This is a genomic window from Aquihabitans sp. McL0605 (genome assembly GCF_049993875.1).
GTDB lineage: Bacteria > Actinomycetota > Acidimicrobiia > Acidimicrobiales > Iamiaceae > Aquihabitans.
The window spans coordinates 3295393-3309041 of record NZ_CP188252.1 but is presented as its reverse complement, the minus strand read 5'-3'; the positions used below and the strand labels follow the sequence as shown (position 1 = coordinate 3309041).

Genomic DNA, 13649 nt, shown 5'->3' with positions numbered 1-13649 from the left:
TTTCGGCAATGTGTCCCGGTCGTTGCGCTCGCGGGTGGAGCTCGCTCGATCGCCCGTCAGAGCTCGTCGATCTCCGCCAGCTCGTCGAGCACCGCGCCGGCGCGGTCCCAGTCGCCGTGGCGGTGCGCGGCCCGGGCGACCAGGTGGGCCGAGACCGGGCCCGTGACGAACTGCAGCACGATCGTCAGCGAGAGGAGCGAGATCGCGCTGGTGGCCTGGATGCGGAACATGGCCCCGGTCGCCACCAGGAGCAGGCCGAGCGTCGACGGCTTCGTGGCCACGTGCATCCGGGTCATGAGGTCACCGAAGCGCACCTGCCCGATGCCGGCCAGCGCGGTCAGCGCGGCGCCGAGCACGATGAGGATGCCCCCGATCAGGTCGGTCACCGTCGCCTCCCCTCGACGAAGCGGGCGAACGCCGACGTCCCGAGGAACGCCACCAGCGCCACCACCACGCCCAGGGTCAGGTAGGTGCCGTCGCGGTGGTAGGCGCTCCACGCCAGGATCCCGATGACGATGACGGTCAGCATCCCGTCGAGCGAGACCACGCGGTCTGCCAGCGTGGGGCCGAGCACGAGGCGGTAGAGGAAGCCGGCCCCGCCGACGGCGACGAGCCCGAGGGCGAGGGCGATCACGGCTGGGCCACCAGTTCCACCTCCGCGGCCGTCCCGAACGCCGCCACCACCCGGCGCTCGAGGTCGGCGACCTCGGCCCGGGTGGCCTCGATGCTCTCGAACGCCAGCACGTGCACGTACAGCACCGCCGGCCGGTTGCGGGCGTCGATGGTGAGGGTGCCGGGCGTGAGGGTGATGGCGTTGGCGACGAGCGTGGCCAACCGACCCGAGCCCGTCCGCAGCGAGCAGGCGACCACCGCCGGGTTGATGTCGGACCGGCTCGAAGGGAGCAGGACCTCCTTGGCCACGGCGACGTTCGTGACGATCAACGCCCAGGCGAACCACAGGAGGAACGAGACCGCCTTCACCGGTCGGATGACGATGGGGTCGTCGTTGGTGTCGTCGGGCGGGAAGACCACCACCAGGAAGGCCGACACCGCGATGCCCCCCAGCAGGTTGGCCAGGTTCAGGTCACCCCAGAGGAGCAGCCACATGACCACCAGCCACACGCCGATGACGGCGCGCCCGAACCACGCCTCGCGCTTCACCCGAGCACCGCCTGGATGTAGGCCGACGGGTCCAGCAGGTCGACGGCCGCCCGGTCGCACAGGCCGAACAGCGGGCCGGCGAACACGGCCAGGGCCAGGGAACCGAGGACCAGGGCACCGGTCGACGCCAGCATCGGCACGGTGCCGCCGTGGCGGAGGCTCATGGCGTCGGCCGGCTCGGAGACCACCTCGATCTCCCCCCAGAACGCGCCGCCCCAGATCTTGGTCATCGAGTACAGGGTGAGGACGCTGACCCCCAGGGCCACCCCGACCGCCACCCAGGAGCCGGTGCCGAAGCCGGCGCTGATGATCGACAGCTTGGCGACGAAGCCCGAGAACGGCGGCACCCCCGCCAGGCTCAGCGCCGGCAGCAGGAACAGCCAGCCCACGAGCGGGAACCGGCGGGCCAGGCCGCCGACCTCGGCGAGCCGCGACGAGCCGGCCGCGTGGTCGACGACGCCGGCACCCAGCAGCAGCGTGCTCTTCAGGACGATCTGGTTGAGCAGGTAGAGGATCGCTGCCGCCAGGCCGGCCACGGTGAACAGGGCGATCCCGAGGATCATGTACCCGATCTGGCTCACGATGTGGAAGCTCAGGATCCGCTTGATGTCGTTCTGGGCGATGGCGCCGAGCACGCCCACCACCATCGTGAGCGCGGCGATCGCGAGCATGAACCCGACCGGCCGGTCGGCCGGCGCCACCAGCAGGGTCTGCGTGCGGATGATGCAGTACACGCCCACCTTCGTCAGCAGGCCGGCGAACACGGCGGTGACCGCGGTCGGCGCGGACGGGTAGCTGTCGGGGAGCCAGAAGAAGAGCGGGAAGATCGCCGCCTTGATCCCGAACACGATGAACATCAGGAGCGCGAACGCCACCCGGACGCCTTCGGGGAGGTGGGACATCCGCACCGCCAGGTCGGCCATGTTCACGGTGCCGGTGGCCGCGTAGAGCAGGCCGATCATCGCCACCAGCAGCGTCGACGCGATGAGGCTGATCACCACGTAGGTCATGCCGGTGCGCACCTGGTCGGCGCGGCCGCCGATCGTCATCAGCACGTAGCTGGCAGTGAGCATCATCTCGAACGCCACGAACATGTTGAACAGGTCGCCGGTGAGGAAGGACAGCCCGATCCCCGCTGCGAGCACCAGGTACACGGGGTGGAACGCGGGCTGCTCGCGCTCGGTGCCCGGCTGGCCGGTGGCGAACACCAGCACGGCGAGCAGCACCGGCGACGCCACCACGAGCATCAGGCCCGTGAGGCGGTCCGCCACCACCGAGATGCCCACGGGGGCGTCCCAGCCGCCCATCACCGCGGTGGCCACGCCGTGCTGGTCGACGTGGACGAGGATCGCGATCGACACCGCGGTGGTGATCGACAGGGTCACGATCCCGATGGCGCGCTGCAACCAGCGCCGCCGGGCCGCCGCCATCGACAGGCCGGCCGCCAGGAGCGGGAGCACGACCGGGAGCGGGAGCAGCACGCGCATCACGTCGCCTCCTCGCGGAGGAGCCGCTGATCGGCCAGCTCCTCGTCGTCGAGCCGCCGCTCCTCCGCGATGCGCCGGTCCTCGACATCGTCCTCGACCAGATCGTCGCCGGTGAGCTGCCAGCTCCGGTACGCCAGCGCCAGGAGGAAGGCGCCGACCCCGAACGAGATGACGATCGCCGTCAGGGCGAGGGCCTGGGGCATGGGATCGGCGACGGTGCGCCCGGAGATCGACCCGACGAACGGGGCGACGCCTCGACGCTCCCCGGTCTGGAGCAGCAGCAGGTTGGCGCCGTGGCCGATCAGCCCGAGACCGATGATGATCCGGGTCAGCCGGCGCTGGAGCAGCAGCCACGTGCCGAGCGAGAAGAGGATCGCCGTGGTGAGGGCGAGGACGAGGCTCACTCCGAGTCCGCCCGCAGGGTCCAGGGCGCACCGAAGAGCGGCAGCCGCTCGCCGAACGACACGAGCAGCAGCAGCACCATGCCGATGACCACCTGGGCCACCCCGATGTCGAAGAACAGCGCGGTGTTGAGGTGGAAGCCGCCCAGCGGCCCGAGGTGGGCGTTCAGCTTGGCGTGCTCCATCAGCTGCCGGCCGAACAGGAGCGGCACCAGGCCGGTGAGGGTGGCGGTGGCGAGGCCGGTGCCGAGCAGCGTCCACGGCCGGACGGGCAGCGTGGCGCGGACCTCGTCGATGCCGCCGGCCACGTACCGCAACGAGATGGCGGCGCCGACGACGAGCCCGCCGACGAACCCGCCGCCCGGCCGGTTGTGCCCGGTGAACAGCAAGAAGGCGCCCAGCAGCAGGGCCGAGTGGAACACGAGGCGCACGACGACGTCGAGGATGAGCGACCGCCTCACGAGCGAGGCCTCCGCTCACCGATGCGCCGGCTCGGGCTGAACGACCGGTCGACGCCGCGCTCCCGGCGCGACAGGCGGGCCAGGGCGTAGACGCCCATCGCCGCCACCGACAGGACCGTGATCTCGCCCATGGTGTCGAACCCGCGGATGTCGACCAGCACCACGTTCACCACGTTGCGGCCCCCGCCTTCGGCAAACGCCTGGTCGATGAACTCGGTCGAGATGGTCGGATCGACCCGCGAGTCGCCGGCCACCAGCAGGAACGAGAACACGAAGATCCCGACGGCCGCCGACACGATGATCCGGCTGATCCGGCCCACCGACGTGGGCCGGTCGCTGAACCACGCCGGCAGGTGGCGCAGCACCAGCACGAAGATGACGGCGCCGATCGTGTCGACGCACACCTGCGTGAGCGCCAGGTCCGGCGCACCCTGCAGGGCGAACACCAGGGCCATGCCGTACCCGACGGCGCCGGCGCAGAGCACCGCGGCCATCCGGTGGCGGACCACGACCGCGGCGATCCCGCCGGAGATCATCAACGCCGCCGCCGCCCAGTCGCCCGGACTCGACACCAGCGGCGGCATCGGGGGTCGCGGCGCCCGCAGGAGGGCGAAGCCGGGGACCAGCACCGCGGTCAGCAGGATCACGCCGATGTAGATGGGCAGCGAGCCGGGCTGCACGAACCCGGTCGTGCGGTTGGCCACGACGTTCAGGCCGCGGATCGCGCCGAGGTAGCCCCGCTCGCCGGCCATCGAGCTCGGCAGGCGGTGCTGCAGCCGGGCGAAGGCGGGACCGGCGACGGTGAGCGCGGCGCCGAGCAGGACCGTCAGCCCCGACAGGACCAGCGCGGGGCCGACTCCGTGCCACAGCGCGAGGTGCTCGCTCTCGGCCAGGGGATCGAGGCTGTGCGCGGCCACCTCGACCAGGTGCGAGATCAGCCGGGGGACGAGCCCGAACAGCACGGTCAGCAGCCCGAGCAGCGCGGCCGGCAGCCAGAACGCCACCTTCGGGGCGGGCGGAGGATCGATGGCGAGGTCGGGGTCCTCGGCCAGGCCCTCGGTGACCACCCCGGGGCGGAACGCCCCGAGCAGCAGGCGGGCCGTGTAGGCGAACGTCAGGACCGATCCGGCGACGAGCCCCGCCAGCACGATCGGACCGCCGACGATGCCGATGTCGACGAACGAGTCGTAGGCCGCCTCCTTGCCGATGAACCCCAGCAGAGGCGGGATGCCGGCCATCGACGCTCCGCAGATCGTGGCGATGACCATCGGTCCGGCCCACCCGGGGCCGTAGCGGCCCAGCCGCCGGATGTCGCGGGTGTGCGCCTGGTGGTCGATCACGCCGACCACGAGGAACAGGCCGGCCTTGAACAGCGCGTGGGCGAACAGCACGATCACCCCGGCGGTGGTGGCCTCGGGCGTGCCCACGCCGAACAGCACGACCATGAACCCGAGCTGGCTCACGGTGCCGTACGCCAGGATCCGCTTGAGGTCGTACTGGTGCAGCGCGTGCCAGCCGCCGGTGAGCATGGTGGCCAGCCCGACCACCAGCACCACCGGTCGCCACAGGCCCTGGGTGGCGAAGATCGGCGCCAACCGGGCGATGAGGTACACCCCGGCCTTCACCATGGTCGCCGAGTGCAGGAACGCGCTCACGGGCGTGGGCGCGACCATGGCGCCGGGCAGCCAGGCCGAGAAGGGGAACTGGGCCGACTTGGTGAACGCGCCCAGCAGCACCAGCAGGAGGCCCACCTCGACCGTGGTCCCCGTGGGCGGGTGGGCGGCGAGCGCCGCCAGGTCGTAGGTGCCGGCCGCCTCGCCGATGAGGACGAACCCGCCGAGCATGGCGATGCCGCCCAGGCCGGTCGTGAGGAGGGCCTGGAGCGCGGAGGCCCGGGCCTTGGGATCGGTGTCGGTCCACCCGATCAGCAGGTAGGAGGTGACCGAGGTCAGCTCCCACGCCACGAACAGCACGAGGAGGTTCGCCGCCGTGACCAGGCCGAGCATGGCGGCGGTGAAGATCAGGAGGAGCCCGGCCAGGCGGTGCAGCCCGGCCCGGTCCGCCGGGAAGTACTGGGAGGCGTAGAGCTGGACCAGCGTGCCGATGCCGGCGACCAGCAGCACGAACAGGAGGCTGAACCCGTCGAGCCTCAGGTCGAGGGAGAGCCCCAGTTCGGGGACCCAGGCGACGCCGGCGGCGGGGACCGCACCGTCGAGCACGCCGCTGATCTGGGCAGCGGCCCAGCCGAAGACCAGCAGCGGGAGCGCCGCGGCCACCAGGAACGACCGCCGGCCGAGGGGCCCTCCGAAGGAGAGGAGCAGGAGGCCCGCCGTGATGGGGGCGATGAGCAGCACGGTCAACACGGAGCGTCTTCAGCACCGGCTCGCGGCGCTGCTCCTTCCTTTCGATCAGGGTCCTGCGGTCCGGCGCCGGGAGCGGCGCCGGACCGCAGGTTCAACTGCTGAGGTCCTGCACAGGGGCCCTCAGACCAGCTCCTCCTCGGTCGGGCTGCCGCCGCCGTGCCCGGTGACCTGGTCGTCGTGGAGGTGGAACTCGGGGTAGGCGAGGGCGCCCATCTCGGGGATGTCCATGCCCTCGAGCTCCATCTCGGCTGTCGGCCGGATGCCGCCCTTCATGACCTTGTTCTGGACCTTGAAGAACGTGTAAGCGATGCCGAAGATCACCGTCCAGATGACCAGGGCGCCGATGGCCTGCGAGGCCAGCTGGCCCCACCCGTCGGTGCCGTAGAGGATGCCCATGACGCCGTGGCTCGAGGAGGTCTCGGTGGCGTTCCAGGCGACACCGTCCACCGGCGTGCCGTACTGACCATCGGCGAAGATGCCGACCGCCAGCACCCCGAGGGTGCCGCCCACGCCGTGGACGGCGACGGCCCCGACCGGGTCGTCGATGCCCCGGCTCTCGATGAACTCTGCCGCCAGCGGGATCAGGGTGCCACCGAGGATGCCGAGGACCGCAGCGGCCCAGGGCTGGATGAAGGCGCACGGTGCCGTGACGATGACCAAGCCGCCGAGCATGCCGTTCACCATCATCCCGGGATCGGGCTTGCCCGTCCGGATCTGCATGAAGAACATGGCGGCGACGGCACCGAAGGCGCCGGCGATGGCCGTGTTGGCGGCGACGACGGCGAACCGCACGTCGGTGGCGGCGAAGGTCGAGGCGGCGTTGAAGCCGAACCAGCCGAACAGCAGGATGAACGTGCCGAGCATGGCCATCGGGATGTGGTGGCCGGCCAGGGTGTTGGCCGAGCCGTCCTTGTTGAACTTGCCGATGCGGGGTCCGAGGACGATGGCACCGGCCAGGCCGGCCACACCGCCGACGGCGTGCACGACGCCGGAGCCGGCGAAGTCGACGTAGCCGTAGCCCAGGTCCATCGAGTTGCCGAGCTGGGCCAGCCAGCCGCCGCCCCAGGTCCAGGCGCCGAAGATCGGGTAGTAGATGGCGCCGCAGAAGAAGCCCCAGCCGACGAAGGCGTTCCACTTCCACCGCTCCGCCATGGCCCCGGTGGGGATCGTGGCGACGGTGTCCATGAAGGCCGCCATGTAGAGGAAGAAGCCCATGCCGCCGGCCGTGTAGAAGGCCTTGCCGCTCCCGCCCCAGCCGCCTCCGTAGGCGAAGACCCAGTGGCCCGACCCGATCAGCGCGTGGCCCACGGGCTCGTCGAAGCCGATGACCGGCAGCGAGTACCCGCCGAACATCAGCGGGAAGCCGATGAGGAAGAAGGCGACGAAGCCGACGCCGAAGATGGCGAAGTTCGTCGACATCACGTGGGCGGCGTGCTTGGCCCGGCAGAAGCCGGTCTCGACCAGGGCGAACCCGGCCTGCATGAAGATGACGAGCACCGAGCCGAGCACGACCCACAGCAGGTTGATCTGCTTGCCCAGCAGCTCGACCTCGCTCGGCCCCGCCTGGGCGCCGGCCACGCCCGAGGCGAGCAGGCCGCACGTCGTCGCTCCGATCGTGGCGGCGCCACCGATGATGAGCTTCTTGTAGCGACCTCTCATGATCGCCCTCCCGCCCGGATTCGTTCGTGGCGTGCAGCCATGACAGCAACTCCCTTCCTGGCACGCAGCGCGTGCGCCTCATCGGTCGGAGCGCAACGTACGGAAGGGGAATCTCGGAGCCGTGTCCTGTCCGTAAACAGACAGGTTCCATTCACATACGTGTCCGAGTGCGCTTCCTGAACGAAGTGCGCGGCGGTTCCCGGCGTCCTCCGTCAGGTTCGAGGGCTAGGTTCCGGCCGATGGCCGAGCGCACGGTGGCGACTCCAGATCCTCCATCGCTCGACGCGTCGCTCGAGCTGATCCGGCTCGACGGCGCCATCTTCTTCCGCGGCGAGTTCACCGAGCAGTGGGCGTTCGACTCGCCCGTGGCCGAGATCGCCGGGATCATGCGCCCCGGCGCGGAGCGGATGATCCTGTTCCACATCGTGGCCGCCGGCACGTGCTGGGTCTCCGTGGTCGACGGCGAGCGCCACTGGGCCCAGCAGGGCGACGTGATCGTCCTGCCCTACGGCGACGACTACGCGATGGGCGGTGAGGACCTGGGCGCGGAGGTGGTCCCGATCCTCACGCTCGTCGCCCGGCCGCCGTGGGACGACCTGCCGGTGCTGCGCCACGGCGCCGGCGGCGACCGCACCGACATCGTGTGCGGCTACCTCTACTCCGAGGACCCGCTGTTCGATCCGGCCCTGCGGGCCTTCCCGCCGGTGTTCGTCGTGCGACCGCCGGCCGGCCCCACCGCGTCGTGGGTCGAGTCGAGCGTGACCTACGCGCTGGCGGCGTCGGATCCCGCGGCGCCGGCGCGCGTGCCGTCGACGCGCCTGCCCGAGCTCCTGCTCATCGAGGTGCTGCGCCTGCACCTCGCCACCGCGCCGGCCGCCGACCACGGCTGGATCGCCGCGCTGCGCGACCCGGTGCTCGCACCGGCGCTGGGCGAGCTGCACGCCGCACCCGAGCGCAAGTGGACGGTGGCGGAGCTGGCGTCCGCCGTAGCCGTGTCGAGGTCGGTGCTCGACGAGCGGTTCCGCACCGTCCTGGGCAGCTCGCCGATCCGCTACCTGACCGAGTGGCGGATGCACGTGGCCGACGACCTGCTGGCCACCACCACGCACAACCTCGGCGAGGTGGCGCGCCGCGTGGGCTACGAGGCGGAGGAGTCGTTCAGCCGAGCGTTCAAGCGGAGCCGAGGCGTGTCGCCCGGTGCGTGGCGGGCGGCACGCCTGCGGACCGCGTGACGGTCGTGACCGTCAGGATCATCAAGACGGCGGGGCGAACAGCTCCAGCGTGATGCCGTCGGGATCGCGGAAGCTGATCCCGGAGCCGTAGGCGGCGTCCTTGATGCCGCCGTGGTCGACGCCGAGCTCGTCGAGCTTGCGCTCCCAGCCTTCGAGGTCGGCGCGGCTGGCGCAGCCGAACGACACGTGGTCGAGGCCGACGTTGAACTCGCTGAACGGTTCCGCCGACGCGGGCTTCTCGTGCTGGTGCAACCCGATGAGCGTGCCGCCGAGGGCGTACACGGTGTGGTGCATCGCCGGATCGGTGTCCTCGTCGATCACCGGGTCGGCGTCGAAGAGGGCCTCGTACCACGGGACGCTGACCGAGAGGTCGCGGACCGTGAAGGCGACGTGGTGGAGGGAGGGGAAGGGCATGGGTTCGGTTCCTTGTTGGGGGTTGGTGTGGGATCAAGTCTCTGCCCGTTCCCGTCGGAGCGCCATGGCTCAGGCACCGGCGGGGATGACCGATGCACCGGGCTCGCGCCCTGCGCAGCCGGCTCGACGCTCATCGTGATCTCCAGCGCAGGCGCGCCCGGCCACCGGTACCGTCTCGCCATGCGAACCCTCCGTCGTTGCGTCCCGGTCCTCGTGTGCCTCGCGACCCTGCTGGTCGCCGGACCCGCCGGAGCCCTGGCGCCGCCGTCGGCCTCGCCCGGCAGCGCCAGCGGCGGCGACCCGTACTTCCCCGCGGCCGGCAACGGCGGCTACGACGTCTCCCACTACGCCCTCGACCTCGACTACACGCCCGCCACCCGAGCGCTCCACGGCCAAGCCGTCATCGTCGCCCGCGCCACCTCGGGCCTGTCGAGCTTCAGCCTCGACCTGCGCGACCTCACGGTCTCGGCCGTCACCGTCAACCTGCGGGAGGCCTCGTTCCACCAGGCCGACGGCGAGCTGCGGATCACCCCGAAGCAGCCGTTGGCGAAGGGGCTCCCCTTCGTCGTGACCGTCGCCTACGCCGGCACGATGGGCCAACCGCTCGACAACACCGGCGGGCTCTACGGCTGGGTGGCGTTCGACGACGGTGCGTTCGTCGCCAACGAGCCCGAGGGGGCGAGCACCTGGTACCCGGTGAACGACGTGCCCTACGACAAGGCCACCTACAGCTACGTCGTCACCGTGCCCGCCGGCACCACGGCCGTGGCCAACGGCGACCTGCTCGCCCAGACCACCCGCAAGGGGCGCACCACGTTCGTCTGGGCGGCCAAGGAGCCCATGGCCAGCTACCTCGCCTCGGCCTCCACCGGCAACTACGCGCTCACCAGCTCCCGGACGCCCGGCGGCGTGCGGATCACCAACGCCGTCGACGACGACCTCTCGCCCGCCGACCAGGCCGCCGCCGCCGACGTGCTGGCGCAGCAGCCGGCGATGATCAGCTTCTTCGAGGGCAGCTTCGGGCGGTACCCCTTCTCGTCGTTCGGCGCCGTGATCGACGATGACGACGACGCCGGCTACGCCCTCGAGAACCAGACCCGGCCGATCTACAGCGGCGTGCCCGACAGCGCGACGGTGGCCCACGAACTGGCCCACCAGTGGTTCGGTGACAAGGTCACGCCGAAGCAGTGGAAGGACATCTGGCTGAACGAGGGGTTCGCCACCTACGCCGAGTGGATGTGGGACGAGCACCAGGGCGGTTCGAGCCTCCAGGACGACCTCGACTGGATCCTGAGCATCCCCGCAGACAACGACTTCTGGACGCTCCCGGTCGCCGATCCCGGCGCCCAGGACCTGTTCGACGCCCCCACCTACTACCGGGGCGCCGCGTTCCTCCAGGCGCTGCGCGTCACCGTGGGCGACGCCCCCTTCGAGGCGATCCTGCGCCAGTGGGCGGGCCGCAGCCTCTCGGCGCCGGCCACCACCGCCCAGTTCCTCGCCCTCAGCGAGCACGTGTCGGGCCTGCAGCTCGACGGCCTGTTCGACGCCTGGCTCCACCAGCCCACCAAGCCCCCCGCCCCCTGACCCGGCCCGCCGCCGCGGCGTGGTTCCCGTGGCTCGAGGTTGGGTACTGGGGGTCATGAGCCTCACCATGCCCCGACGCGTCCTGGACGCGCACCCCGTCCGCGCCCTCGAGGACTGGATGGCCGCCGAAGGCGGGCGCGGCGTGGCGCGCGCGTGGGAATCCAAGCCCGACGACCTGATCGCCACCATCAGCGCCTCGGGCCTGCGCGGCCGCGGCGGCGCCGGCTTCCCCACCGGGACGAAGTGGGCGACCGTGCGCGCCAACCACGCCGCCGACCTTCCGTCCACCGTCGTCGTGAACGGCGCCGAAGGCGAGCCCGGCTCGTACAAGGACCGGTCGATCCTGCTGGCCAACCCGTACCGCGTGATCGAGGGGGCGCTCATCGCCGCCGCCGCCGTCGGCGCCGACCAGGTGGTCCTGGCCCTCAAGTCGAGCGCGCCCGACGTGGTGGCGCGGGTGCGCCAGGCCATCGAGGAGATGGGCGCGGCCGGGTGGTTCCAGCGGGTGGCGGTCGATGTGGTCGTCGGTCCGGAGCACTACCTCTACGGGGAGGAGACCGCGCTGCTCGAGGTGATCGACGGCCGGGAGCCCTTCCCGCGGATCGCCCCGCCGTGGCGGCGGGGCCTGGCCGACGTCGGCGACGACACCGCCCTCGCGGCACGGGTCGAGCTGGCCGGCGACGACGGGGCCACGGAGGTCCCGCCCGCGCTGGTCAACAACGTGGAGACCATCGCCAACGTGCCGGGCATCATCGTGAACGGGCCGGCCTGGTTCCGCGAGGTCGGGACCGACGAATCGCCCGGCACCCTCGTGGTGACGGTGTCGGGCGGATCGGCCCGGGCCGGGGTGGCCGAGCTCCCGATGGGCATCACGATGCGAGACGCCATCGACCTCGTCGGCGGCGGCGCCCGCACCGGCAAGGTGGTCGGCGTGCTGCCCGGCGTGTCGAGCCCGATCGTGACGGCCGCCGACCTCGACGTGCCGCTGACCTACGAGGATCTGGCCCGGCTCGGGTCCGGCATGGGCGCCGGCGCGCTGATGGTCATAGACGAGGACGTCGATCCCATCGCCCTGGCCCAGGGCGTGTCGCGCTTCTTGGCCGTGGAGTCCTGTGGCCAGTGCCGGCCGTGCAAGCAGGACGGCATCGAGATCGCCTCGATCCTCGAGCGGGCCCTCTCGTCCGCCCCCGCCGGCCGCGACCGGACCGAGCTGGACTCCCGGCTCGCCTCCATCACGGTCGGCGCCCGCTGCTCGCTCGCCACCCAGCACCAGACGGTGGTGGGCAGCATCCTCGCCGCGTTCCCCGGCGCCTGGGAGCGCCACGCCGAGGCCGGGGCCGCGCCGGCGACCCCGGTGCAGATCGCCGAGATCGCCCGCATCGACGACGACGAGGCCGTCCTCGACGCGGGCCAGGCCACCAAGCAGCCCGACTGGAGCCACCACGACACCGACTCGGGCGCCGCGCCCGCCGATCGGATCGACCAGCGGGCCGACGCCCAGATGGGGCTCGCGGCGGAGGATGCCGTCGAGCGCTAGGCCCTACGCCAGGCCGAGGCGCCGGGCCAGGGCGGCGTGGTCCGCCGGCTCCAGCACGGTGCTGGCCAGGCCGAACACGCCCTGGAACACCTCGGGCGGAGCGCCGGCCTGCATGCCGCTGAGCATGTCGGTCCGGTCGTCGAGGTTCATGGCCGGCAGCATCATGGCCAGGGCCCGGGCCATGTCGTCGGGGGCGATGCCGGCCAGGATCTGCTGGTGGATGGCGAAGGTCTGCTCGGGGCCCACGGCCGCCTCCAGCGCCGGCATGATCGTGCGCTCCTCGATGTCCTGGTGGGCCAGGTAGATGCTGGTGAAGCCGGCCAGGTCGAGGTAGAGGGCGTGGAGCAGGATGCGGCGGTCGTCGGGGTGCGCCTCGGCCACCGCGTCGGCCAGGTCCACCAGGTAGGCGCCCCGGCCCTCGAACAGGCGGTGGTCCTCGGTGATCTTCTCGCCCAGCTCGGGCAGGTGGACCTCGAGCACCGGGGCGACGGCACCGTCCTCGTGCTCGGCGTGCTGGTCGAGGAAGTCGACGAGATCCCGCACCGACAGCGCCAGCCCGGCGCGGGCCGCGTCGTCGTTCGGGTCGGTGCGACCGGCGGTCGCGGTCGCGGTGAAGAGGCCCACCCGGATGGCCTTGTGGACATCTCGGTAGAGGTCCTCGACGACAGCGGTGGGGACTTCGAAGGTGTCGAGCGCAGTCATGTTCTGTTCCTTTGATCGGTGCGCCCGCCGTCTCCGGTGGCGCTGCTGGTGTGTGCTTCGATCGTGCGGGAACGCCGTGAGCTGCGCTGCTGAAAGGCTCGTGAGCGAATGCTAAGAATTCGCTCACTTCGCGCCGATCGCCCATGGAGGGGCTGGCACCCGTGCTGAACGCAGAGATCCAGGCCCACCTCGAGGCCGGGTCGTCCGAGGTCATCGGGCTCGTCGGAGCCGACGGGCGCCCGTACGCCACGCGGGGCTGGGGCATGCGGGTCCTCGATGCCCAGGCGGGGACCGTCCGCGTGCTGGTGCGCGAGGTCGACCTCCAGCCGCTGGGCCTGAGCGCGGGCGCCGAGCCCGACGTGGCGATCGCCCTCACCGCCACCGACGTCCCCACCCTGTTCTCGCTCCAGCTCAAGGGCCGGCTCGAGGCGGTGGAGGCGGCCGCCGCGGCCGATGTCGCCATCGTCGAGCGCTACTGCGACCAGTTCATCGATGACGTGGTCGGCATCGACCACTTCTCCCGCGAGCTGATGGACCGGTGGCGGCCCTCCGGGACGATGGTCGCCTGCCGCATCCGGGTCGACGAGCTGTTCGGCCAGACCCCAGGGCCCGATGCCGGCGCCCGCCTGAGCCGGACGTGAGGGGCCC

Annotated in this window: 14 protein-coding genes; 4 read left to right on the top strand and 10 right to left on the bottom strand. The window is 71.7% G+C overall.

What is annotated here, in order from left to right; genetic code table 11:
* Positions 1 to 56 precede the first annotated feature (56 nt).
* From mnhG to ACPPVX_RS15170, 8 genes are all read right to left on the bottom strand, one after another.
* Positions 57 to 386, bottom strand: coding sequence for a monovalent cation/H(+) antiporter subunit G (gene mnhG / locus ACPPVX_RS15205; RefSeq protein WP_426571412.1), 330 nt, complete (start codon positions 384 to 386; stop codon positions 57 to 59).
* Positions 383 to 634 (bottom strand): monovalent cation/H+ antiporter complex subunit F, encoded by a 252-nt coding sequence (locus ACPPVX_RS15200; RefSeq protein WP_426571411.1) that lies wholly within the window; start codon positions 632 to 634, stop codon positions 383 to 385. The genes mnhG and ACPPVX_RS15200 overlap by 4 nt, the downstream gene beginning before the upstream one ends.
* Positions 631 to 1161 carry a Na+/H+ antiporter subunit E gene (locus tag ACPPVX_RS15195; RefSeq protein WP_426571410.1) on the bottom strand — a complete coding sequence of 177 codons (531 nt, stop codon included), beginning with the start codon at positions 1159 to 1161 and terminating at the stop codon, positions 631 to 633. Before ACPPVX_RS15195 ends, ACPPVX_RS15200 begins: the two co-directional genes overlap by 4 nt.
* On the bottom strand, positions 1158 to 2648 hold the full coding sequence (locus tag ACPPVX_RS15190) for a proton-conducting transporter membrane subunit (protein WP_426571409.1): 1491 nt from the start codon (positions 2646 to 2648) through the stop codon (positions 1158 to 1160). Before ACPPVX_RS15190 ends, ACPPVX_RS15195 begins: the two co-directional genes overlap by 4 nt.
* Entirely contained in the window at positions 2648 to 3052 is a 405-nt protein-coding gene (locus ACPPVX_RS15185; RefSeq protein ID WP_426571408.1) for a sodium:proton antiporter, read from the bottom strand. The genes ACPPVX_RS15190 and ACPPVX_RS15185 overlap by 1 nt, the downstream gene beginning before the upstream one ends.
* Positions 3049 to 3510: an MnhB domain-containing protein gene (locus ACPPVX_RS15180; RefSeq protein WP_426571407.1), complete on the bottom strand. Its 462-nt coding sequence runs from the start codon at positions 3508 to 3510 to the stop codon at positions 3049 to 3051. The genes ACPPVX_RS15185 and ACPPVX_RS15180 overlap by 4 nt, the downstream gene beginning before the upstream one ends.
* Positions 3507 to 5873 carry a hydrogen gas-evolving membrane-bound hydrogenase subunit E gene (gene mbhE / locus ACPPVX_RS15175; protein WP_426571406.1) on the bottom strand — a complete coding sequence of 789 codons (2367 nt, stop codon included), beginning with the start codon at positions 5871 to 5873 and terminating at the stop codon, positions 3507 to 3509. Before mbhE ends, ACPPVX_RS15180 begins: the two co-directional genes overlap by 4 nt.
* Before the next feature lie 120 nt (positions 5874 to 5993).
* Positions 5994 to 7532 (bottom strand): ammonium transporter, encoded by a 1539-nt coding sequence (locus tag ACPPVX_RS15170; protein WP_426571405.1) that lies wholly within the window; start codon positions 7530 to 7532, stop codon positions 5994 to 5996.
* A 239-nt stretch (positions 7533 to 7771) separates the two neighbouring features.
* Between ACPPVX_RS15170 and ACPPVX_RS15165 the strand changes: the two genes are divergently transcribed.
* Positions 7772 to 8764: an AraC family transcriptional regulator gene (locus ACPPVX_RS15165; RefSeq protein WP_426571404.1), complete on the top strand. Its 993-nt coding sequence runs from the start codon at positions 7772 to 7774 to the stop codon at positions 8762 to 8764.
* Positions 8765 to 8785: 21 nt separating this feature from the next.
* Here ACPPVX_RS15165 and ACPPVX_RS15160 read toward each other — a convergent pair whose 3' ends face one another.
* Positions 8786 to 9178 (bottom strand): VOC family protein, encoded by a 393-nt coding sequence (locus ACPPVX_RS15160; protein WP_426571403.1) that lies wholly within the window; start codon positions 9176 to 9178, stop codon positions 8786 to 8788.
* Positions 9179 to 9358: 180 nt separating this feature from the next.
* Between ACPPVX_RS15160 and ACPPVX_RS15155 the strand changes: the two genes are divergently transcribed.
* Positions 9359 to 10762 carry a M1 family metallopeptidase gene (locus ACPPVX_RS15155; protein WP_426571402.1) on the top strand — a complete coding sequence of 468 codons (1404 nt, stop codon included), beginning with the start codon at positions 9359 to 9361 and terminating at the stop codon, positions 10760 to 10762.
* A 67-nt stretch (positions 10763 to 10829) separates the two neighbouring features.
* A complete protein-coding gene (locus ACPPVX_RS15150; protein WP_426571401.1) occupies positions 10830 to 12299 on the top strand; it encodes an NADH-ubiquinone oxidoreductase-F iron-sulfur binding region domain-containing protein in 1470 nt (489 codons plus the stop codon).
* Positions 12300 to 12302: 3 nt separating this feature from the next.
* On the opposite strand, the gene ACPPVX_RS15145 is transcribed toward ACPPVX_RS15150, so the two are convergent.
* Positions 12303 to 13001 (bottom strand): hemerythrin domain-containing protein, encoded by a 699-nt coding sequence (locus tag ACPPVX_RS15145; protein ID WP_426571400.1) that lies wholly within the window; start codon positions 12999 to 13001, stop codon positions 12303 to 12305.
* 161 nt (positions 13002 to 13162) lie between these two features.
* Here ACPPVX_RS15145 and ACPPVX_RS15140 point away from each other — a divergent pair, with 161 nt between their 5' ends.
* Positions 13163 to 13642, top strand: coding sequence for a hypothetical protein (locus tag ACPPVX_RS15140; protein WP_426571399.1), 480 nt, complete (start codon positions 13163 to 13165; stop codon positions 13640 to 13642).
* The last annotated feature ends 7 nt before the right edge of the window (positions 13643 to 13649 follow it).

Excerpts from the sequence above, each read along its gene's own strand:
- ACPPVX_RS15150 (WP_426571401.1), top strand. The coding sequence starts at position 10,830 with ATGCCCCGACGCGTCCTGGACGCGCACCCCGTCCGCGCCCTCGAGGAC.
- ACPPVX_RS15165 (WP_426571404.1), top strand. The coding sequence starts at position 7,772 with ATGGCCGAGCGCACGGTGGCGACTCCAGATCCTCCATCGCTCGACGCG.
- ACPPVX_RS15145 (WP_426571400.1), bottom strand. The coding sequence starts at position 13,001 with ATGACTGCGCTCGACACCTTCGAAGTCCCCACCGCTGTCGTCGAGGAC.
- ACPPVX_RS15160 (WP_426571403.1), bottom strand. The coding sequence starts at position 9,178 with ATGCCCTTCCCCTCCCTCCACCACGTCGCCTTCACGGTCCGCGACCTC.
- ACPPVX_RS15190 (WP_426571409.1), bottom strand. The coding sequence starts at position 2,648 with ATGCGCGTGCTGCTCCCGCTCCCGGTCGTGCTCCCGCTCCTGGCGGCC.
- ACPPVX_RS15155 (WP_426571402.1), top strand. The coding sequence starts at position 9,359 with ATGCGAACCCTCCGTCGTTGCGTCCCGGTCCTCGTGTGCCTCGCGACC.
- ACPPVX_RS15170 (WP_426571405.1), bottom strand. The coding sequence starts at position 7,532 with ATGAGAGGTCGCTACAAGAAGCTCATCATCGGTGGCGCCGCCACGATC.